17 protein-coding genes are annotated in these 21,673 nt (G+C 32.8%); all 17 read left to right on the top strand.

Annotated elements, in window-relative coordinates; genetic code table 11:
* Window positions 1–672 precede the first annotated feature (672 nt).
* The 17 genes from PFY09_RS05805 to PFY09_RS05725 all read left to right on the top strand — a co-directional run bounded on the left by PFY09_RS05805 (window position 673) and on the right by PFY09_RS05725 (window position 21,567).
* On the top strand, window positions 673–4,383 hold the full coding sequence (locus PFY09_RS05805; protein ID WP_271161770.1) for a phage tail protein: 3,711 nt from the start codon (window positions 673–675) through the stop codon (window positions 4,381–4,383).
* A gap of 4 nt (window positions 4,384–4,387) precedes the next feature.
* Window positions 4,388–5,446 carry a leucine-rich repeat domain-containing protein gene (locus tag PFY09_RS05800; protein WP_271161769.1) on the top strand — a complete coding sequence of 353 codons (1,059 nt, stop codon included), beginning with the start codon at window positions 4,388–4,390 and terminating at the stop codon, window positions 5,444–5,446.
* Between the two features lie 125 nt (window positions 5,447–5,571).
* Window positions 5,572–6,621 (top strand): leucine-rich repeat domain-containing protein, encoded by a 1,050-nt coding sequence (locus PFY09_RS05795; protein ID WP_271161768.1) that lies wholly within the window; start codon window positions 5,572–5,574, stop codon window positions 6,619–6,621.
* Between the two features lie 75 nt (window positions 6,622–6,696).
* Window positions 6,697–7,251, top strand: a complete 555-nt coding sequence (locus tag PFY09_RS05790) for a hypothetical protein (RefSeq protein ID WP_271161767.1) — start codon at window positions 6,697–6,699, stop codon at window positions 7,249–7,251.
* A gap of 108 nt (window positions 7,252–7,359) precedes the next feature.
* Window positions 7,360–8,418, top strand: a complete 1,059-nt coding sequence (locus PFY09_RS05785) for a leucine-rich repeat domain-containing protein (RefSeq protein WP_271161766.1) — start codon at window positions 7,360–7,362, stop codon at window positions 8,416–8,418.
* Window positions 8,419–8,550: 132 nt separating this feature from the next.
* The gene (locus PFY09_RS05780) at window positions 8,551–8,814 is read left to right on the top strand and encodes a hypothetical protein (RefSeq protein WP_271161765.1); all 264 of its coding nucleotides are present in this window, start codon (window positions 8,551–8,553) and stop codon (window positions 8,812–8,814) included.
* Window positions 8,815–8,877: 63 nt separating this feature from the next.
* Entirely contained in the window at window positions 8,878–9,600 is a 723-nt protein-coding gene (locus tag PFY09_RS05775; RefSeq protein ID WP_271161764.1) for a leucine-rich repeat domain-containing protein, read from the top strand.
* A 78-nt stretch (window positions 9,601–9,678) separates the two neighbouring features.
* Window positions 9,679–10,758 (top strand): leucine-rich repeat domain-containing protein, encoded by a 1,080-nt coding sequence (locus PFY09_RS05770; RefSeq protein WP_271161763.1) that lies wholly within the window; start codon window positions 9,679–9,681, stop codon window positions 10,756–10,758.
* A gap of 122 nt (window positions 10,759–10,880) precedes the next feature.
* On the top strand, window positions 10,881–11,930 hold the full coding sequence (locus PFY09_RS05765; RefSeq protein ID WP_271161762.1) for a leucine-rich repeat domain-containing protein: 1,050 nt from the start codon (window positions 10,881–10,883) through the stop codon (window positions 11,928–11,930).
* Between the two features lie 367 nt (window positions 11,931–12,297).
* Window positions 12,298–14,169 (top strand): hypothetical protein, encoded by a 1,872-nt coding sequence (locus PFY09_RS05760; protein ID WP_271161761.1) that lies wholly within the window; start codon window positions 12,298–12,300, stop codon window positions 14,167–14,169.
* A gap of 71 nt (window positions 14,170–14,240) precedes the next feature.
* Window positions 14,241–15,122 (top strand): hypothetical protein, encoded by an 882-nt coding sequence (locus tag PFY09_RS05755; protein WP_271161760.1) that lies wholly within the window; start codon window positions 14,241–14,243, stop codon window positions 15,120–15,122.
* Window positions 15,123–15,132: 10 nt separating this feature from the next.
* Entirely contained in the window at window positions 15,133–15,729 is a 597-nt protein-coding gene (locus tag PFY09_RS05750; protein ID WP_271161759.1) for a hypothetical protein, read from the top strand.
* Window positions 15,730–16,124: 395 nt separating this feature from the next.
* Entirely contained in the window at window positions 16,125–18,380 is a 2,256-nt protein-coding gene (locus PFY09_RS05745) for a hypothetical protein (RefSeq protein WP_271161758.1), read from the top strand.
* A gap of 53 nt (window positions 18,381–18,433) precedes the next feature.
* Window positions 18,434–19,741 carry an ATP-binding protein gene (locus tag PFY09_RS05740; protein ID WP_271161757.1) on the top strand — a complete coding sequence of 436 codons (1,308 nt, stop codon included), beginning with the start codon at window positions 18,434–18,436 and terminating at the stop codon, window positions 19,739–19,741.
* Window positions 19,742–19,767: 26 nt separating this feature from the next.
* Window positions 19,768–20,337, top strand: a complete 570-nt coding sequence (locus PFY09_RS05735; protein WP_271161756.1) for a hypothetical protein — start codon at window positions 19,768–19,770, stop codon at window positions 20,335–20,337.
* Complete coding sequence (locus PFY09_RS05730) at window positions 20,334–20,774, top strand: lysozyme (RefSeq protein WP_076394865.1); 441 nt, start codon at window positions 20,334–20,336, stop codon at window positions 20,772–20,774. Before PFY09_RS05735 ends, PFY09_RS05730 begins: the two co-directional genes overlap by 4 nt.
* A gap of 403 nt (window positions 20,775–21,177) precedes the next feature.
* A complete protein-coding gene (locus PFY09_RS05725; protein ID WP_076394867.1) occupies window positions 21,178–21,567 on the top strand; it encodes an RNA polymerase sigma factor in 390 nt (129 codons plus the stop codon).
* Window positions 21,568–21,673 lie beyond the last annotated feature (106 nt).

Genomic DNA, 21,673 nt, shown 5'->3' with positions numbered 1-21,673 from the left:
GCAGTAATAAAAATGCAGAACAGTAAGCCTTCAATCTAAGACAGTGTAATGTAAATGGAAAACATTTTGTTAAAATTGCTGTACAGTAAGCTTTCAATCTATAACAGTGGAATATAAATATAGAATACTGGAATAAAAATACATCACAGTAAGCTTTCGGTACAGGACAGTGGAGCGTAGAGGAAGAATACTGCAATAAAATTGCATAACAGTAAACGTCCCATTTAAATAATCAGGACATTAAAAAACCTTGGATTTTTTAACTTATGTGCTCTTTTTTTTCCATTAAAGAATTAAACTAAAAAAAACTAAAGTGTTTAAATCTTTTGCATCTTTGTGGTAAAAGTTTAAAATAAATTTCCGTATTACCGTCATCAGAAATAGTTTCGGGAAACCACTTACTGCAACTACAGAATCACCTGCTCCAAAAAAGACTTATTCTCCTTAAAAATTCTGAATTTTGAATCTGGAATTTCAGCCGGATCAAAAGAAAAAAGCACAGCACTTCCGATTTCTCATCATAACGCTGTGTACACCTTACAGGCAGTAAAATCTTAAAAAACTACGTTACCGGGTCTGATTTTTCAGTTCCATCAGGTACGGTAAAGCGCAGCTCCATTGTTGTGCTTTACGTGCCTTTTAAACAAAATATAATTAAAAAACACCAAGTCAATGAAAGCAGCAAAACCTGTAGAAAAAGACAATAAAAACCATCATAGCCAGAGCAAAAAGCAGAAGGCTAAAAAGCCGGTGGTGGTACCTCTGCCCGTGGCGGAAGTTGCTCCTTTACAAACCCAAAAACCGGAAGAATCTGCAGCTCTCGCAGGATTCGCAATCCCGAATATCAATAAGACAAATGCAAACGGAATTATCGCTCCGGTTCACGGTTCACAGACCATTTACGATCAGGGTTCCGGGATCATGTTTAAAAAGCATCAGGAAAGTCTGGCAGAAACCGGAGATATCAATCATCCGGATACCAAAAAAGCAGAAAAAAATTACACTTCTACGCTGAACATTAGTCAGGTTAAAGATTATCATGATCTGAAATCCGGAACGTATGTGCCGAAAACGTTGGAGGAACAGGCTGCAATGGCTCAAAGCAACGGCAATAGTAATTCTGAAACAGCAGTTCCAGCCTTAGCAGATTCTGTTAACATATCTGAAGTGCAGGATTCCGTTGCTGCAATGGATCTCAGTTCAGAGTTTACTTTAGCAGGCGAACCGGAAGAAGCCGCTAGAACAACGCCAACCAGCGCGAACAGTGATCCGAAATTTAACCAGACTATAGGTTTGGTTAAAAATACGGCAAAAGTGAAAAGCACACACAGTTCCAAAGAAAAGGCAGAAAGCCATGCCAACGCTGCTGCTGCCGTACCTGCCGGAGAGCGAAAATCGAAAGCAAGGGGTCAACAGGTAGAACAGCTGAGTCAGCAAAGATCAGAACCTTTTAAAGCTTCAGATTTCAAGAGAAAGTTAGAAAGCAAAATCACCAAAATGAAATTGCCAAGTAATGAAAAAGAGGCAGATAATTTTGAAAAAAATAATAATATTGCGCAAGTAAACAAATCGGCGGGAGCAGACGTTATTGCTGCTAAAAATAATGTAACAGGCAAGATTGCTGAAGTTGCGAAGAAAGAACCGGATGAAACCAAACTTGCACAGCGTAAAGCAACGGCACTGCCAGATCCGAAAATAGGTTCTAAAGTAAATATAAAAGCATCTGAAGCAATGCCTGCTAAGAGAGGAGACTCCGAACTCAGCCAGCCGATTGCTAAAAGTTACAGGTCTGTTGAACAGCAGTTTGCTAAGCAACAGATCACAGATGAGCAGTTGGCAAAATCCAACGAACCGGATTTCATCAATGCCCTTAATGCTAAAAAAGCAGCTAAAGACAACGCGGAAAAGGCTCCAAAGGAATTTAAAAATGAAGAAAGCAAAAAGCTGGAAGCTTCTAAACGCGAAGCTCAGGGCAAAACCAACAGCACAATGGAGGGAATGCACCAAAGCAGAAAAGGACTGCTGGATAGTGTAACCAATAAGCAGCATAAAGCTTATGAGAAAAATACCGCCAAACATCAGGATGTTGTGGATAAGCTGAATGCTATTTATGCAGAGACCAAAAAATCGGTTGACGGACAGTTGGATGATCTGGAAAGTAAAGTTACACAGTTGTTCGATGCAGGAGCTAAAGATGCCAAATCTGCATTTGAAAGGTATGTTACTAAAAAAATAGATAACTATAAAGATGAAAGATATGGCAGTTGGTATAGAGCGGATAAATATGGAAACCGTTTGGAAGACGCCTGGAATAGAAAATTACCAGATGAGGTAAATATATTTTTCGTTGAAGGACGAAAGATATTTCTTCAAAGGTTAGACGGTATTATTGATACTATAGCCAATTTAGTAACCTCACGATTGAATGCCGCAAAAGCGTCCATTGCTTCCGGACGACAGAAAGTAGTTACCTTTATTAAAAATCTTCCTGCGGATGTAAAAAAAGCCATTAAAGGAGATATTGATGCAATTCAGGGACAGTTTAAAGAACTTGAAAATTCGATCAGTGAAAAAGAATCTTCGTTAATCGATTCTTTGGCAACGAAGTACAATGATGCACTGAAAGAAGTGGACGAACTGATTGTTGATATTAAGAACCGTAACCGAGGTTTCATCGCAGCTGCAGAAGATGCAACGGTGGGAGTGGCAAAAACGATTATGGAAATCCGAAAAACACTTACAGAGCTGCTTTCCGGAGCGGTAAGTGCAGTAATGGCAATTGTTGCAGACCCGATAGGATTTTTATCCAATCTTATTGCCGGAGTTTCGCAAGGATTTACTAATTTCGGAACCAACATCTGGACGCATCTTAAGACCGGTTTCTTCGGATGGCTGACCGGAGCAATGAAAAATATTTCTTTCACTTTGCCGGAAGATATATTCTCGTTAAAAGGTATTTTCTCCATCAGTACCCAGATGATGGGATTAACATGGGATAATATCAGAGGAATTGGAGCTTCAGTAGTTGGAGAGCCTGCAATGAAGGTACTTGAAGGAAGTTTCAAAATGGTACAGATTGTTCATAAAGATGGCTTTGCCGGACTTTGGGAACATGTGAAAGACCAGTTTGCGGATATTAAAGCTACGGTAATGGATACCATTATCGATATCATTAAAACGGAGGCAATACAGGCAGGAATTAAGTTTATTTTGGGCTTGCTTACTCCGGCAGGAGCGTTTGTAAAAGCGGCAATGATGATTATCGATCTGGTGAAATTCTTTATCCAGAAGGCTGCACAGATCATGGAGCTGGTAAAAGCCATTACGGAAGGTATTAAAGCGATTGCCAGCGGAAATGTAGCAGCGGTAGCGAAAGCGATAGAAAATGCATTGGGAAGAGCAATCCCAGTCGTGATAGGCTTCCTGGCTTCCTTGGCAGGTCTTGGCGGATTGGTAGATAAAGTTATCGGTGTAGTAAAAAAGATCCGACAACGGGTTGAAAAGGCCATTGTGAAGTTCTGGAACTTTATTAAAGGGAAAACAAAAGGACTGCTTGGGAAGATTGGCTTTGGTGATAAGAAAGAGAAGAAGGAGAAAAAAGGGGAAGACCTTCGTACTACTGAAGAAAAGAAGAGGGATTTACATGCAGCAGTGGAAGAAGGTACAGAATTGTTAAAAGATAAGAGCTTAACCCCAGAAGAAAGAGAAAAACGTTTAAAAAATATAAAACAAACCTATGAACTAAAAGAATTAGAGATTGTTACGGAAAAAGTAGATTCAGCTGGGACTTGGGCTTATATATTTGGTAAAGTTAATCCAGATGAAAAAGGAACAATATTAAAAATGTCAGACGGTAAAGAAATTCCGCTAAGATCCGATCAGGCAGCTATTATTAGAGAAGAGCTAAAAAGTGATGGAAAAAAAATACAACATTTTAGAGCTATTTTACCAACAGGATTAATGCTGGATCTTGAAGCAACAGGTAATCGTGATATTATCATAACTATACATAAGCATAAAGTAACAGTAGTTAATGTACAAAGTCCCAAAAAAAATCCTTATGGAGCAACAATAAGAGGTTTTGATACTAAAGAATATCTAGAAAGGCAATATATTATAATAAATGTAAATGAAAAGTTAGTTGGAGATATTAATAGTTCAAAAATTAAGGACTATCAGAATAAATGGAACAAAAAGAATTATAAAGTAGGAGATGTAGATTGTTTTTCATTTGCAATGTTTATTTTAAAGAAAGAATTACATGGAGATATGAAAAGTGAACCTGAAGGAGAAAATAATGAGGAAAGATTTTCAGATTTATTATTAGAGCAGGAGGAAAAAGAACAAGAAAACCGATATAGAAATACAAAAAAAAGAAGATAAAATTATGACAGATTTTATAAAAAAACTAGAAAAAGAGTTTGATATTCAAATTATTCATTCTAAGAAACATATCTGGAAAAATTATTATGATATTGATGAAGATGGAAATATTAAAACATTATATTTAAATGAGATTGATTTAAAAAAAATTGACGTGTTATTACCTATCGCAGATAATCTGGTTTGTCTTGGACTTGTAAAATGTAATATCAGAACTTTAGAATCATTAAAATATTTTATAAATTTAGAAGCTTTGGATCTATCTCTTAATAGATTACATAGTTCTACACTTGAACATTTGAGTTACTTAAAAAAGCTAAAAAAACTAGATTTAGGAGGAACAAATGTGAAGGATACATCATCACTTGGTACTCTTAATAATTTGGAGATGTTATTTGTTGGTGGAAATGATGAGATTAATGAGGTAAAAGGCTTGGAAAGTTTGAAATCTCTAAATTATTTGGATATTTCTAACAGCTGTATGAAGAGTATTGAAAGTATTTGTACAAATAATAATATCCGTTTATTAAATTTGGAAGGAACCGAGATAGAAAAAATAACTCATCTGGAGCGTTTTACTAATTTGGAAAGTCTTAATTTAACCGCTACTTTAGTGGAAAAGATTGAAGGATTAGAAACTTTGAAAAATCTTAAAGAACTTTTCATTTCTACATGGCGGTTAAAGTGCATTGAGGGCTTGGAAAACTTAACCAAATTGGAAATTTTAGATTTGAGTATGAACCATATCTCACAAATAGAAGGGTTAGACAATTTAACTGGTTTAAGGAGGTTGAACCTTAATGAAAATCATATAACCAAAGTTGAAAATTTGGGTAATCTGATAAACCTTGAACTTTTATTGCTGGAAGCCAATAAACCATTTATTTATTTCGATACAATGTTTTTCAATAATTTAGTTTCAGACTGTTATATATACATGCGTGGCGAGAAAAACATTGCAAAAATTCGAGATGCAGCACCTGAAAATGTGAAGATTAATTATGACTCCGATTATCCTTGGCCAACATCATTGTATCGTGCTCCGAGTAATATATTTAAATAAACCTCATTTATAATAGTTTTCAAAATATCAATAACTGGAAAACTTTTAAAGGAAAATTTCAATTAGAAATTTTCCTTTTTTATTTTATCTTTAAACTTTTAAGCGAAGAAATTTCAAAAATAACCATGACAGATTTTATAAAAAAACTAGAAAAAGATTTTGATACTCAAATTATTCGTTCCAACGAACATATCTGGGAAAATTATTATGAGATGGATAAAGATGGGAATATTAAAACATTATATTTAAATGAGGTGGATTTAAAGGATATTGATGTATTATTACCAATTGCAGACAGTCTTGTTAAATTAGCCCTTCCATACTGCAATGTGAAAATGTTACGTCCATTAAATGCTTTTTCACGGCTAGAAACATTAGATTTAACCGGAAATAAATTACCGGAAAAATCATTTAGGTATTTAGGAGATTTAAAAAGTCTGAGAAATCTGGATTTGGGAGCAACTGGACTTAAAGACACTTCTTTGTTGGGTGATTTAATTAATTTGGAAATATTATACATCAGTTGCAATCCGTATCTCGAAGTAAAGGGTTTGGAACATTTAAAGTTCTTACAGCGGTTAGATGTCAGCCTGGCTGAAATTGATCATATAAAAAAGATAAATGTTAATAAAAATATACTTTCTTTAAATATTGGGGAAACTAAAATTGAAAAAATAACCGATTTGGAGCGTTTTCCCTATTTGGAAGAATTGAGAGTAAATGGAACCTTAGTAGAAAAAATTGAGGGTTTGGATACCTTACACAATCTCAAACAACTTTTTATCTCGGCTACTCAGGTTGAAGAAATTGAAGGCTTAGACAGTTTAACAAATTTAGAAGTATTAGACCTAAGTTATAATGAAATTTCAAAAATCAAAGGATTGGATAATCTGAAAAACTTAAGAGAACTAAATTTAAATGAAAATAAGATCACCAAAGTTGAGAATTTAGATCATCTCATAAATCTTGAGTATTTAATTTTTGAGGCGAATGAAATTAAAGAGTTTGATACGTCTTTTTTATCTAATTTAGTGTCCGAATGTTTTATTTCTCTATGTTTTACAGGAGATTATATTAAAGAGATTAAAGATGTTCCAAAGAATGTAACAATTAAGTTTGAAGATGATCATTTTGTACCGAGAACATTATATAAGTCAAAAAAATTGTTTCGATAATACATAAGAGCCTTGTTTTTACAGGGCTCTTAAATTAATGTTGAAAATCTAATTAATAATCGAGTTTAAATAATTATGGGAAATTTTACAACCGACACTGTTATTGTAATAGAAAAGACACCTACAAAAGATATTGTAAATATAGTAGATGAAATTATGCTAAAAAATAATTTCACTATTGCTTATGGTTATAGCCGTTTTTATTTTGAAGATACTAACCCAGATAGTAACCTTGATGATTCAAAAACAGTAGAGGCGGAAACTATGGAAGATGCCTTAAAAACTTTAGAGGAATTTAAGAAAAATCCTACTGGAGGTAGTTATGAATACAATATGTTTTGGGGTTATAATGAATACGGACAAGAACTTGGTTATAATATATCGGTACATTTTCGATCGTTTGATAACAAAAATATAGAAGCTGTAATTTTTTATGTTAGAGAAAATATTTTTGAAATAGCACACGAAAAAGAACTTAAAAGAGTATTTGCAGAAATAAACAGGAGAACTAAAGTAATAGCAGCCACACAAAAAACAGACTATTATACTGATGACTATGATGAATTTGATATAATAGAAGAGATTATGTCTGGAAATATTCATACTAAATACGAGTATAAGTTTCTTTAAATAATTTCTGAGAAAAAGCTTTTAAAACTAAACTTTAATTAAAAGTTTAGTTTTTTTTATTAAAGAGTTTATCTTTAACCTCTCAAACTGAGAAATTTCAAAATAACCATGACAGATTTCATAAAAAAATTAGAAAAAGAATTTAACACTCAAATTATCTATTCCAAAGAACATATCCGAAGAAATTATTATGATGTGGATAATGATGGAAATGTTATAACACTTTATTTAGATGAGATTGATTTAAAAGATCTTGATATATCATTACCTATCGCAGACAATCTGGTTTGCCTAGGTCTTGCAAAATGTAACATCGGAACTTTAAAATCGTTAAAATCTTTTATAAATTTGGAAGTTTTGGATCTCTCTCTTAATAGATTACATGGTTCTACACTTGAACATTTGAGTCATATGAAAAAACTAAAAAAATTAGACTTAAGCGGAACAAATCTTAAAGATACTTCATGTATTGGTGGTCTTGATAATTTGGAGATGCTGTTTATTGGTGGTAGTGACAGTCTTTACGAAATAAATGGCTTGGAAGGTTTAAAATCATTATTTCATTTAGATGCTTCGAACAGCTGTATTAATAGTATTGAGAGTATCTGTGCAAATGAAAATATTCGCATATTAAATTTGGAAGGAACTGATATAGAAAAAATAACTCATCTAGAGCGTTTTCCTAATTTGGAAAATCTTAATCTGAATAGTACTTTTGTGGAAACAATGGAGGGGCTCAAAACTTCGAAAAATCTAAAAAAACTTTTTCTTTCTACATGGCGGATAAAGCGTATTGAAGGCTTGGAAAATTTATCCAAATTGGAGGTTTTGGATTTAAATTTGAACGAAATTTTAAAAATAGAAGGATTGGAAAACTTAACCAATTTAAAATGGTTGAGCCTTAATGAAAATCAGATAACTAAAGTGGAGAACTTGGACAATCTGATAAATCTTGAACTTTTGTTACTAGAAGCAAATAAACCAATTATTTATTTTGATACAATGTTTTTCAATAATTTAGTTTCAGACTGTTATATATACATGCGTGGTGAGAAAGATATTGCAAGAATTCAAGCTGCAGCAACTGAAAATGTAAAGATTAATTATGACGATAAACATCGGTGGCCTACGTCATTGTATCGTGGTCCTAGAGATATTTTTAAATAAGCTTTGTTTACAATAATATTCGAAAGATAAATAATTAAAAGGATTTTAAAACTAAACTTTAATTAAAAGTTTAGTTTTTTTTATTAAAGAGTTTATCTTTAAGCTATTAAACTGAAAAATTTCAAAATAACCATGACAGATTTTATAAAAAAACTAGAAAAAGATTTCGATACTCAAATTATACATTCCAACGAACATATCTGGGAAAATTATTATGAGATAGATAAAGATGGAAATATTAAAACATTATATTTATATGAGGTTGATTTAAAGGATATCGGTATATTATTACCAATAGCAGACAGTCTTGTTAAATTAGCCCTTCCATACTGCAATGTGGATATGTTACGTCCATTAAATGCTTTTTCACGGCTAGAAACATTAGATTTAACCTAAAATAAATTACCGGAAAAATCCTTTAGGTATTTAGGAGATTTAAAAAGTCTGAGAAATCTGGATTTGGGAGCAACTGGACTTAAAGACACTTCTTTGTTGGGTGATTTAATTAATTTGGAAATATTATATATCAGTTGCAATCCGTATCTAGAAGTAAATGGTTTGGAACATTTAAAGTTCCTACAGCGGTTAGATGTCACTCTGACTAAAATTGATCATATAAAAAAGATAAATGTTAATGAAAATATCCGCTCTTTAAATATTGGAGAAACTAAAATTGAAAAAATAACTGATTTGGAGCGTTTTCCCTATTTGGAAGAATTGAGAGTAAATGGAAGCCGGGTAGACAAAATTGAGGGTTTGGATACCTTACACAATCTCAAACAACTTTTTATTTCGTGTACTCATGTAGAAGAAATTGAAGGTTTAGAAGGTTTAACAAATTTAGAAGTATTAGACTTAAGCCATAATGAAATTTCAAAAATCAAAGGATTGGATAATCTGAAAAACTTAAGAGAACTAAATTTAAATGAAAATAAGATCACCAAAGTTGAGAATTTAGATCATCTCATAAATCTTGAGTATTTAATTTTTGAGGCGAATGAAATTAAAGAGTTTGATACGTCTTTTTTATCTAATTTGGTTTCCGAATGTTTTATTTCTCTATGTTTTACAGGAGATTATATCAAAGAGATTAAAGATGTTCCAAAGAATGTAACAATTAAGTTTGAAGATGATCATTTTGTACCGAGAACATTATATAGGTCAAAGGATTTGTTTCGATAATAATAAGAGCCTTGTTTTTACAAGGCTTTTAAGTTAATATTGGAAATTTAATAAAATATCAACAATTAAGAAGGTTGTTTGGAAAAAGAAGATAAAACCATGACAGATTTTATAAAAAAACTAGAAAAAGAGTTTGATATTCAAATTATTCATTCTAAGAAACATATTTGGGAAAATTATTTTGATACAGATGATGATGGAAATATTACAACACTTTATTTAGATGAGGTTGATTTAAATAAACTTGAAGTACTTCTACCCATAGCAGACAGTTTGATTAATCTTGCTGTTGTTAAATGTAATATCAAAACTATAGGAGCTTTAAAATCGTTTAGCCGTTTAGAATCATTAAGCTTAAGACTTAATAGTTTGCACGGATCCACATTAAGTCATTTAAGCCATCTGAAAAAACTTAAACGATTGGATTTATGTGGAACAAACATTCAGGATACATCGCCACTTGGCAGCGTTACTCATTTGCAGGAATTGTATATTGGTAGTAGTAGCCGCCTTTACGAAGTGAATGGTTTAGAAGGTTTAAAATCTTTACAGCATTTAGATACATCTTACAGTAGAATTGATAGCATTGAAAAAGTTAGAATAAATGAAAATATCCCTTCACTGAATATAAAAGGGACTAAAATAAAAAAGATAATGCATTTGGAAAGGTTTTCTAATTTGCAAAGCCTTAATATGGAAAGTACTTTAGTCGAAAAAATTGAAGGATTGGATACATTAAAAAATCTAAAAGAGTTCTTTATATCTACATACAGGATAAAGCGTATTGAGGGTTTGGAAAATTTAACTGGATTGGAAGTTTTAGATTTAAATTTTAATAAAATATCAAAAATAGAAGGATTGGATAATCTAATCAATTTGAAACGATTGAACCTTAATGAAAATCAAATAAAAAGAGTTGAAAATTTGGATAATCTTGTAAATCTTGAGCTTTTATTGCTAGAGCCTAATAATACTGTCACATATTTTGATACTTCTTTTTTTCATAATTTAGTTTCAGAATGTCACATTTATATGCGTGATATTAAAGATCTTGATAAAATTCAGGCTACAGCACCTAAAAATGTTAAAATTAATGTTGATAATAATTATCCTTATCCTGTATCTCTGTACAGAAAACCCAAAGGTATTTTTAAATAATTTTGTCTATAATACCATTTGAAAGATCACTCCCTTAAAACTTTTAAAGGAAAATTTCAATTAGAAATTTTCCTTTTTTATTTTATCTTTAAACTTTTAAGCAGAGAAATTTCAAAATAACCATGACAGATTTTATAAAAAAACTGGAAAAAGAGTTTGATATTCAAATTAATCGTTCCAAAGAACACATCTGGGAAAATTATTATGATTTGGATAAAGATGGGAATATTATGACATTATACCTGAATAAGGTTGATTTAAAGGATATCGATGTATTATTACCAATAGCAGACAGTCTTGTTAAATTAGCCATTCCATATTGTAATGTGGAAATGTTACGTCCATTAAATGCTTTTTCACGGCTAGAAACATTAGATTTAACCGGCAATAAATTACCGGAAAAATCATTTGGATATTTGAGAGATTTAAAAAGTCTGAGAAATCTGGATTTGGGAGCAACTGAACTTAAAGACACTTCTTTGTTGGGCGATTTAATTAATTTGGAAATATTATATATCAGTTGCAATCCGTATCTCGAAGTAAATGGTTTAGAACATTTAAAGTTCCTACAGCGGTTAGATGTCACTCTGACTAAAATTGATCATATAAAAAAGATAAATGTTAATGAAAATATCCGTTCTTTAAATATTGGAGAAACTAAAATTGAAAAAATAACCGATCTGGAGCGCTTTCCCTATTTGGAAGAATTGAGAGTAAATGGAAGTCGGGTAGACAAAATTGAGGGTTTGGATACCTTACAAAATCTCAAACAACTTCTTATTTCGTCTACTCATGTAGAAGAAATTGAAGGTTTGGAAAGCTTGAAAAATTTAGAAGTATTAGACTTAAGCCGTAATGAGATTTCAAAAATCAAAGGATTGGATAATCTGAAAAATTTAAAAAGATTAAATTTAAGTGAAAATAAGATCAGCAAAGTGGAGAATTTAGATCATCTTATTAATCTGGAGTTTTTAACTTTCGAGATCAATAAAATTAAAGAGTTTGATGTTTCTTTTTTATCTAATTTGGTTTCCGAATGTTTTATTTCTTTGTGTTTTACAGGGAATTATATCAAAGAGATTAAAGATGTTCCAAAGAATGTTACCATTAAATTTGAGGCGGATCATTTTGTACCAAGAGTATTTCCTATGTCAAATGATTTGTTTCGATAATAAAAGAAACTGTCTCAAAAATGAAGCAGTTTCTTTTTTTACACCCGAGTTTTTCATTTCTAATTTTTCTTCTTTTTAATTTTTGATAGCTCGATAAAAGTTTTCATGTTCGTTTTCCTTTCGGATACTTTTTCATCTATTAATATGAGCGTCTTATTTTTTCTTTTGAAAAAACAGTAAAATTTCCCACAGTCAAATAAAAGCTTCTTAAGCTATACAAAATTTATGACTTACTGCAACTACAGAATGCAGGAGGCTAAAAACTTTAATAAGAAGAAAAAAATAAGGAATTTTGAACCCTCAAGTACAGATACTATTGGATCCAAATCAGCTGTGCTAAAAACTTAAAAAAGTTAAAAAATTAAGTATGGAAAAAAATGAATCAACTACAAAAGAAATTCTAAAATTCTATTTTGAGACAGGAAAGAAACCTACCGAAGCCCAGTTCTCAGAATTTTTAGATTCTTACTGGCATAAAAAGGAAAGCATTCCTAAAGAAAAAATCGAAGGGTTAGAAAATCTGTCATTAGACTTTGATCTTCTGTGGTCACCTACCAACAAAAAATTGTCATTAACAGATGCTCAGGGAAATGTATTGTCGGAAATTTCTTTGCAGTCTCTGGACAATGAGGGGACAGATTTAAGGTATAATACTGCTACAGCGTCATTGGAACTTTATAATGCGGACAATGAGCTCTTAGACAGTATTCCTGTCGCCGATTTTGTGAATAATGTAGGTACGCAACTGGCTTTAAATTCAAATATTTTACAGTTAAAAGACAGCAAAGGAAACGTATTGTCTAATGTGATGTTTGCAGTTTCTAACATTGGAGGATTGCAAACCGCATTAGATGCTAAAGCAGAAAAAACAGTAGCTATCAATACTGTTTCTCCGTTACAGGGAGGAGGCAATTTATCGTCTGACAGAACATTAAGCATATCTCAGTCTAATACGAATACTTCAGGTTATCTGAGTAATACAGACTGGAATACATTTAATAATAAATTCGATAAACCTTCCATGGGAACGAATTATCTCGGAAGATGGAACGGCTCAACATTTATTAACAGCCTATTACAGGATAACGGAACCAGTTCGGGAATTGGAAGCAATAACTACAACAATATTATCTGGTCTGTTGATTCTTCTTCTAAAGCAGCGCTTATCGCTCCAAGAATGACTCAGGCTCAAAGGCTTGCTATTTCTTTAGGAACCATTCAGGCGGGAGCTATTGTTTATCAGACTGATGGCACAGCCGGATATTATCTCTGGAACGGAAGTTCATGGGGAACTTTGGGAAGTAATATTGCTACTGCAGATCTTACCAATACTCAGGCAAGAACTTTCACTCAGAATGCAGATTTTACATGGAATACTTTAGGAAATGCTTATTTTTTGAAAGGACTGAAGGATGTAGGCAGTGATTACAAAGACCATCCCAAAGTTTTAAGAATAGACTCAAATACAAAACAGGTTGTAGAAGGTGATGCTCTGGTTGTAAACATACCGGATACTTTACCTAACCCTGTTACACCAACATCACAAACTTTAAATATAGTTCACACTTATACAAATAGTCCTACCGCATTAGATACCAATGTAAAGGATTTAAATGAATTTATTATGAATATAGGGAATTTAAAATTTACACATTTAACGGTAGACGATTGGAATTTAATTAATGCTTCTAATAATACAGCATCAAGTCTATCTGCGAATGGTGGAATAGTTCTAAAAACCAACAATAACAATTATAATACATTTTCGACAGATGAAATAATGGCTTGTGCTTATCCTAATTTGATTTTACCATCTAATAAAAATTGGATTTTTATTATTGGTGGTAGCGTTGGATATGAAACATATGAGGGGAATAGAGGAACAATAGGTATAGCTTCTTCCGATGCGACTTCCAATATAGGTATTATTGACAGTTTCATTTCCTATTTCACCACAGGTGTTAATTGGAATGGTTACTATAATTCAATAAATTTCACTCCCTTAGCATATAACCATAATTATAATACAATTTTAAGAGGGATAAGTAACACCATCATTTTTACAAAAGTAGGAAGTATACTAAATATTACTGTTAGAAATGGAAATGATGTAAAAACAATGAATACAGATATCACAGGAGTAGGTGCAATGAAACCTTTGTGTTCTATTAAAAAGGGTTCATACTCTAATCTTAATGTTTGTAGTACTGATTTTGGTAAATACTGGATCGAATCTTAAAAATATAGAAAATAAGCTTTCACAAAACTAAAAAACATCATATTAGAAATCCAGACAAAAAATATAAAATTATGGAAAAGAATAAATTAGCTACCAGAGATCAGCTAAAAAAATATTTTGAAAAAAATAAATATCCTACTCAAAGTCAGTTTGCAGAATTAATTGATGCATTTAAGCATAGAGAAGATATCCCGACTAATAAAGAAGCAGTAATTTTAGCTAATAGCCTAGCATCAATTGACAACGCATATTTAGCGTATTATGGATACAATTTCGGAAAAGAAAAAATTTTGCTAACAATTAATTCTCAAGATGATGGAGAGCAATTAATTGATGTTAGTAAAACGAATCATTATCAAGAACAAAAAAAGTACTTTTTTGGTACTGCTCCTTACTCAATTAAAATAAAAGAGTTTCGGTTAGATGAACTTTCAGAAACAGAATATTATTATTTCAGCTATCAGCTTAAAGATAGTCTTACTGTGGAAAGAGTTATAGGAAATAATTTGCCGGTCCTTTCTGAAGGATTGGATTTAGGAACTTTTACAGAACAAAGATTTTATTTGTCTTTATCTAAATTAAATTTTGGTCAGCGAATAAACAATGTTAGTACCAATATCAAATTTATTAATAATACTAACGTAAATATTATGTATAGAGCACAGGCAAATTATTGGGGAAGTTTGTTTTCAAATGAAGACAGTGTTACTAATCACTATAACTTATGGGATAATCTTTATTTCTATTATAATGCTGATCTTAAAGAAATTAATCAGCATATTGAATGTAAGATTTATAATGCAGACAATAAGCAACTTATAATGACGGGGTACTTGTATGCGGGGCAAAATAATGAATATGCTTGGGGAGGTGATGTGGCAACAGGAATCAGAAATATAAGAATCGAATGTAGTTATCAAGACAATCAAAATAATCAAATTAATTTCAAATAACCGTATCCTAATGAAACTAAAAATATTTGAACAAAATCAGCATCTTAAGGATCTTACACCTTTTGAGCTAATGGCAAAAGATATCACCATTCTTAATGGAATCGTTAAAGGGGAACCCACTTATGAAAAAGGAAGAAAAACCAGTACCGGTTACTATTTAGACAAAGAACAGACGAATCTGGCAATTGAGAAAACCTTTTCTGATGAACTGGATGAAAATGGATTTTTAAAAGGACTAAATATTCTGATTAAATGGTTTGATATCTACGGAAACCCGGTGCTTGTCAAACGAGTTTATGTTCCTCTCTCTGTCTCGGAAAGTGCGGAAATCATTATTAAAAGACGTAAACGAATGATTGATTATCTGAAGGAATCCGGAGTAAGATTAGGAGTAAAAGAATATATCGATTCTCTGTTTAATTATTATTCAAATTATCAGCAATCGGGAATTACAAGAAATCTTTTGAATAGCTTTATTGAGAATGGATCGGATGAATTACAACAAGCTGTTACCAAGGAAAATAATCAGGAAATAGCAGGTATTCTTAACCATATTTTACCAAACGGAACTACCGTTAAAGATTCATTACTCGATCAGATCTCATAAAAAATTCTTACATAAATTATTTTCAGAAATCAAGGTAACACTTTATATACTTATGGGAAAAGTTTTAGCTTTAAACCATCAGCTAGCTCTGAAAAGAATTATCGTGAAAATCAGAAAAATAAATTAGCCTAAACATCAGCGGCAAATTTTAACCTATTCAATCCTTACCATTTTATCACTAAAAACTCTTCATTACTCTAATGGAGATGAATGGGTTTGTTCCCAAAATTATTAAGATACAATAGATCTGTAAGGATTGGAGAATACCTTCTTTTCTATTCAGCCGAGTCTTTTAACTAATCATCATAAAGGGTAAATCGGCAAAACTTTTTAAAAGTTTTACCGATTTATTCAAATTATTTACATCGAAACACAAAATAAAAATAATAACTTCCATGTTTACACCAACACCATTAGATACCATATTAACTTATTTCCAGACAGGAGATATTCCTACCCAGGAGGAATTTAAGGCATCCTGGTCTTCATTTTGGCATAAAAATGATTCTGTACCGACAAGCAAAATTGAAGGACTCGATCATCAGTTACAAAATAAAGCCGATAAAAGTGCTTTTGAAACACACCTCTCAAATCAGGATTCCCATATCAGTTATTTAGCTGCAAAAGATGCTGCAAATTTAGACAGCAATAATCTTCAGGCTTGGAAAATAGCATTAGGGGTTGGAGAACAGCCTGAAAATACAGCAACTATTGATGACGCAAATAATGCGGGAAATGTTTATACAAAACAGCAAAGCGATACAAAATATATGCTTTTGAGTGATTTTGTAGATAAAGATCAAAAAATTCTGGCAGAAAAAATCGAAGCTTTAGGTTTAACCTCGCTGATCGAAGCTGTTGAAACTGATATTTCTTTATTTGCAGATCATTCTGCATCTTATGAATTTCAGGATAACGATTTTATTGCAATTCCGGATTCAGCCGGAAACTTTTCACTTTATCTTTTTAAAGGCGGTGTAAAAAACAATAAATATAATTATCTGCCTACAGGAATCTCGAATGTCACCATCGGAATGGTGGAAGGACTTCAGGGTGAACTAAATAAAAAAATAGACAAACCTCTTACGGATGGGAAATTTTATATTAAGAGAACATCAGGAGTTACAACAACAGAAACCTTAGCAGATGAAACACTTGCTTCTGTTGTGAGCAGAGATGCATACTCCCCGAAACCTATTACTTTTCTGGACGGTTCCGAACGTACTTATGCCAATATTGGAGTGAATCCAGCAACTTATTCCTTTTTCTGGGGCAATATTAATCCTAATCATACTGGATTTTACAATCATACATTCGGATACAATTGTCTATCAAAAGTAACCACAGGAAATAACAATATTGCTTTTGGTGCTGCAGCGGGGCAAGAGCTTACAATAAGCTCGTTTAATACTTTTGTGGGAGTTGTTGCAGGTCAGAATGCAGTGTCAGGAAACTATAATGTAATGATAGGAGAAGAAACCGGATTTAAAGTAACTTCAGGATTTAAGAATACTTTAGTAGGAACGGCATCCGGATATAATGTGACTACCGGAAACCTTAATACACTTATCGGCTACAAAGCATCTAATACCACTACTTTAGGAGATCGTAATATTATTATTGGGGCATCATCAGGACAGGGAGTTACAGGACAGAATAATATTCTGATCGGAGTTGGGGCAGGTCATAATGACGGAGCTTTATCCAATAAGCTTATTATCCACTCCAATAATACCATGACTGGATACAACAACACTTCAGAAGGTGTGTTTGGAAGCTTTCAGCAGGGAACCCTCGGTATGGCTTTAATTACAGGAGATTTTCTCCAGAGATGGGTGAAGTTCAATGGTACGTTTTCTATTAATCCGTCCTATATTCCTGCAGGAGATGCATCTTATAAGAAAATATTCGTTGGGAACTCTTCCGGGCAGTTCGGATGGATCGATAAGGTGGATTCTATTCCCCTGTCGGGAACTTTACCGGGAAAACCTGTAACGGGAGAAATTGAATTTTCAACAGATGGAGGAGGGGTTATTAAAAGTGGAGTTGCCAATATTTCTGTTTCAGACGGATTCACTACCATTTTTTCAGGCGATCTGATGGGCGACAGAACTCAGATATTATCAAGTCCAATGCAGATTTCATTATCTCAGGGATCAGATAAATATATCAATCTTACCCAATGGCTGGACAGAATAGATGTGGGGGCTCCAAGTGAAGGTCCCGGTATTGTCGGTCAGAACTATTATGGGGATCATTATACAGAAAATTCTTTTGTACAGAAAAAGTGGGTAGAAGAAAAAGTAAAAAATATTACGGGAAATGGTTATAAAATCTACAGGGCATTATTAAACAATAACAGGGGAACTTTTGATCCAAATTTCATAGTACTTGAAAACACAATAGGAAACATAGAGTGGGATCGTGTAGACTCGGGTAAATTTATAGGAAAAATGTCCGGAGCCTTTACGGAAAATAAAGTCTGGATTAATGCCAAGATAAATGCGCTATATACAAAAAATCATGTGGATTGTTATTCTTTCAGAGGATCAGAAGACCATGTAAGCCTCAATGTATTTGATGTAACCGATAAATCTCCTGTTGATTTTGAAGAGCAGTACGGATTTATTGAGATCTATGTTTACGATTAAGCAAACAGAAAATCTAAAATTTAAATTATGAACAAAAAAAGAATTAAAAACTGATGGAGTCAACACAACTACAACATTTATTCACCCATTTAGAAAGCGTTATTACTTGGCGTCTCAATCATCCGGAAGATGATTTCACTACTGCTCCCGAATTTAATCCATACGATTACAAAAACTTTCATTTGGGAAATTATATTCTGGAAAAAAAGCTCACGCATGAGGAAATTATTATCCTTTTAATGGCTTTGCTGCCAAGACTGGAACCTTCCTTGCTGAAAAAGATTTATCTGGAATTTCCTGCCGGTTCATTATTCGATTTTTGTTCGGTTAATGAAAATGGCAGACTTTTTAATCCCACGATTCAGTCATTACAGTATATTTTAGGTGGAGAAAATATTCAGCAGAGACTGAAGGCATTAGATAATTTTAGTCAGAATTCAACACTTGTAAGAGAGGAACTTATTGTTTTTTCAGGACAGGAGAGCACGTCCATAAACAGCCAGCTAAGCATTCATCAGGATGCTTTTGAGGCTTTAATGTTCGGAACAGAACTGCTTCCTAAAATGAGTAACGATTTCCCGGCAGAGCAGCTTCATACAAGCAGAACATGGGAAGATTTAATCCTTCCTCAAGATACTTTGGATGAGCTTCAGGGGATTGAAGCTTGGTACAGCAGCAGCAGGATTCTTATGGAAGACTGGGGAATGCAGAAAAAGCTTAAACCAGGTTTCAGGGTACTGTTTTACGGAGATCCCGGAACCGGAAAAACACTTGCAGCAAGTCTTCTGGGAAAATACACCGGACGTCCCGTTTTCAGAGTGGATGTTTCCATGCTGGTTTCAAAATATATCGGGGAAACAGAGAAACATCTGGCTAAATTATTCGATAAGGCGGAAAACAAAAACTGGATCCTGTTTTTTGATGAGGCAGATGCTATTTTCGGGAAAAGAACCAGTGTTCGTGATGCGCATGACAAATATGCCAATCAGGAAGTTTCTTATCTGTTACAGAGAATAGAAACTTTTTCGGGACTTATCATTCTGGCATCCAACTTCAAAAACAATATGGATAAAGCCTTTACGAGACGTTTCCATAGCTGTATAAAATTCAATAATCCCGGATATGAAGAACGTCTGCGCATCTGGCAGCACAATCTGCCGCAGCAATTAGATCTTGGAGATATTAATCTGGAGCAGATTTCCAGAAGATATGAACTTACAGGATCCAATATCATGAACATCATTCAGGATGTTTGCTTAAAAGTAATTTCATCGGAAGAGCCCGGTTACAGAGCAAATTCAGAAATGCTGCTGGAAAGTATCAGGAAAGAATATTTAAAAGAGGATAAAATATTCTCTTAAAAATTTGAACTTTAAATACCAAAATCATGAATGCAAAAACTTTACTGTTGATTGCTTTAATCAGCATTGATTTTGGGTGTAGAACTAAAAATAAAGTGATCACTAATTACGAAGAAAAAAAACAGGAATCGGAAAAAGTAAAAATAGATTCTCTGAATTCACAAAGTCAGCAGTCAGCACAGAATAGTTCTTCAGAAACGCTTTCAAACGACCGAAAGAACGAACAGTCCGGAGAAATATTAATCAAAGGTAAATCTGATCCGTCCAGTCCTTTTGTTTACCATAATATTGTCGGCAAAGACACCATTCAGAGTATTTCGATCGTGGGAAACGCAGAATATTTAATCGATAATCATTATGTGAAATCCGACAGTAAAAAATTGGAGGTAATGAAGAAAGAATCTGTACAGCTTATTCAGAATACAGATCAGAAAACTTTCTCCAAAGAAGTAAACAAAGAGTCTGAACTTAAAACTTCTGAAGAAACAAAAAAGATTAAAGTGAATGGACTTCAGGCGGGAGCGTGGATTGTGATCGCAATTGCTACAGGAATTTTAATACTGGCATTTTTCACTTACAAATATTTTAAAAAATGAAAACATCACCAAAAGGAATACAGCTCATTTTATCATTCGAAGGTTTCAGTGCAAAACCTTATCTGGATTCTGCCGGAATTCCGACAATCGGTTACGGAAACACCTATTATCCGGGAGGTAAAAAAGTGACGATGAAAGATTTGCCGATCACAAAGGAAAAAGGAGCCGAACTGTTTGCATCAGTCTTGCCGACCTATGAGAAAATTGTTCTCGGAAAAATAAAAATTCAGCTTACACAAAACCAGTTCGATGCGCTTGTTTCGCACACCTACAATACAGGAGGTTCCGATACATTGTTTTCGTTAATTAATAAAAAATCAGACGCGGAATCCATCAGAAACTGGTTTACCACAAAATATACTACAGCGGGCGGAAAAGTTCTTGCAGGTTTAGTGAGAAGAAGAAACGCTGAGGCAGATTTGTTTTTTGCAAAGTAAGGTTTAGACAATAATGATAAAGATTTTTAGTCTTAATCTTAAATAGTCAGGCTGTCTTTTCAGGCAGCCTTTTCTTTTTTAACTTTTATCAATAAATAATATAAATATTTTAGCAAAATCGATAAAATTTAATCAATGATTTATCATATTTGTATTATGTTTTCAAGTAATATTTTTAAAAAATTTCAAATTTTAATCTCATTAATTTCCCAAACATATAATTTCTAGCATAGCATTTGTATAGTACAATTTATCTGATCATTTAGAAAGGAATTGTAAAATTTTATTTATAGAGTTGAAGAAATTTGTCAGTTGAGGTGATGTTCTGTTCCTATTATTTTTAAGTTTCTGATGACGGATGATGTGAAGAATATTTTTATTCAATACAATAGATCAACCACCAATGACAAAATTGAATACCAAAATCTGCTCAGATGTTGCCTTGTGTACTTTGATAAGGAAAAACAGGCAAAAGGGATTTGAAAAGCTCTATAGAACTTACGGATGCATTCTGTATGGTCTCGCTCTACAATCTGTTTCTTCAAAAGACCTTGCAGAAGAAATCGTACAGCAGACTTTCGTTAATGTTTTAAAAAAAATAGATCATTTTTCAGATCAAAAATATTCTTTTCAGGTTTGGATGATCCAGAATCTTATCATAACCATCAAAGAGTTTCTTTCCGAAAAACACATCGATTATAACTTTACCCTAAAGAATTTTCCGGAATTTAAGTTTGAACTGAAACAGCAGATTCCAACGTATCCTTCGCAGACTGAAATCAACAGTTTCTGATCGTTTATTATTTAACCACATTTATAAAAGCCTTTTTGCTGACTTATCATTGTGGTATCTGTTTTTTAATATCTTGAAATACTTTAAAATTTTGGCAGACAAATTG

This window comes from Chryseobacterium gambrini (assembly GCF_027920505.1).
Classification (GTDB): domain Bacteria; phylum Bacteroidota; class Bacteroidia; order Flavobacteriales; family Weeksellaceae; genus Chryseobacterium; species Chryseobacterium gambrini.
Note: the sequence above shows the minus strand (reverse complement) of the source record. Positions and strands in the feature narration are given on the sequence as shown.